At 65.9% G+C, this 1,588-nt stretch carries 2 protein-coding genes; both read left to right on the forward strand.

The annotated features are described in order from the left end of the window. The coding region (locus tag KDH09_11570; GenBank protein MCB0220326.1) for a hypothetical protein at positions 1–662 on the forward strand (662 nt) is incomplete at its 5' end. 100 nt (positions 663–762) lie between these two features. Continuing rightward, the coding region (locus tag KDH09_11575) for an acyl--CoA ligase (GenBank protein ID MCB0220327.1) at positions 763–1,588 on the forward strand (826 nt) is incomplete at its 3' end.

Below are 1,588 nucleotides of genomic sequence, written 5' to 3' on the forward strand. Positions count from 1 at the left end.
TGAAGGAGGCGCGCGAGCGGATCTTCGGAAAGGAAGTGGCCGACAAGCTGTTTGCGGCTCTCGACAAGGGCTTCGAGATCGCCTTCAAGATCGAGACGATCCGCAGCGATCCCTCCCTCACCGATGAGCAGAAACGCGCGGCGCTCGAGGAATTCAAGGCCTCGCTCGACCCCGAGACACGCGAAGAGTTTTTCCCGCGCAACCCGCATCTGGAATACCGCGAAAAACTCGAAGCCATTGCGGAGAATCCCGACCTCAACCCCGACGAGCGCGCCGCGCAGACCCGCGCGCTGCGCGAGGACGTGTTCGGCGCCGAAGCGGCCGACCGGCTCGAGGCCCTCGACGTCGAGCGCGCCGAGCGCAAGGAGCGGATGGATACCTACTGGCAGCGCGCCGGGGAGGTCGAGTTCGACGAGTCGCTCAGCGATGCCGAGCGTGCCGCGCGGCTCGAAGAGCTGCAGAAGGAACTGCTGACCGAAGAAGACGTGCGCCGCATGGCCGCGCGCGAGGCGGCCGAGCGCCTGGACAAGCTCACCCCCGCGGACATCGCCGAGCAGGTGCGCGCCGAGCGCGAGGGAGAGATCGAGCTGGACTGGAGCACCCCCGAGCAGCAGGGGGCGAATATCGGCGTCGAGGAGCCGGGTGAGGCCGGTTCAGAGTAGAAATCCAATTCGACCTCTCCCTGAAAGGGAGAGGGGAGACTTGCCCGCCTCTTCGCGCTCGCCTACGGATAGAGCCATCCATTCGCGAGGAGAACAGCTCATGCCGCACAATCCCGTTGCGGGCCGCGTTTTGCCTGACCTGCTGCGCTACCAGGTGGAGCGCCGCCCCGATCAGGAGTTTCTGATCTTCGTCGACCGCACTGGCGCGTGCGCCGGGCGCTACACCTACGCGCAGGTCGACGCGCTCTCGGACAAGATCGCCGCGCACCTGCAGGGCATCGGGATCGGCAAGGGCGACGGTGTGTGCGTGCACCTGCCCAACGTGCCGGAGTTTCTCTTCTGCTGGTTCGGGATCGCGAAGATCGGCGCCTACATGGTGGCGACCAACCTGCGCAGCGCGCCCGACGAGATGGAGTATTTCCTCAATCACTCGGAAGCCAGGGCGCTCATTTCCGACACCGGGGAGACGGCGGCGTGGGAGCCGATCCTCAAAGACTGCCCGGCGATCCAGAGCGAGCAGATCGTGCTCTTCGGCGATGCCGGTGAGATCGGCGCGCGCGTTTCGGGCGCGAAGATTCTCGAATCGGGCAGCGGCGAGTTCGAAGCGCCGGCGCTCGACGCGATGGACCTGGCCGCCGTGCTCTATACCTCGGGCACGACGAGCCGCCCCAAGGGCGTGATGATCACCCAGGGCAACTACGTCTGGGCGGCCGAGCTCCAGGTGCGCACGCAGATGCTCAGCGCCGCCGACCGCTACCTGGTGTGTCTTCCCTATTTCCACATCAACGCGCAGACCTATTCGACGCTGCCGGTGATGTCGGTCGGTGGGTCCATGGTGCTGATGGAGCGGTTCTCCAAGAGCCGCTTCTGGGACATCGTGGGCGAGCACAAGCCCACAGTGTGGAGCTACGTGCCGGCGCTCACCA

It is taken from the genome of Chrysiogenia bacterium, from assembly GCA_020434085.1.
In the GTDB taxonomy this organism is placed as follows: Bacteria; JAGRBM01; JAGRBM01; order JAGRBM01; family JAGRBM01; genus JAGRBM01.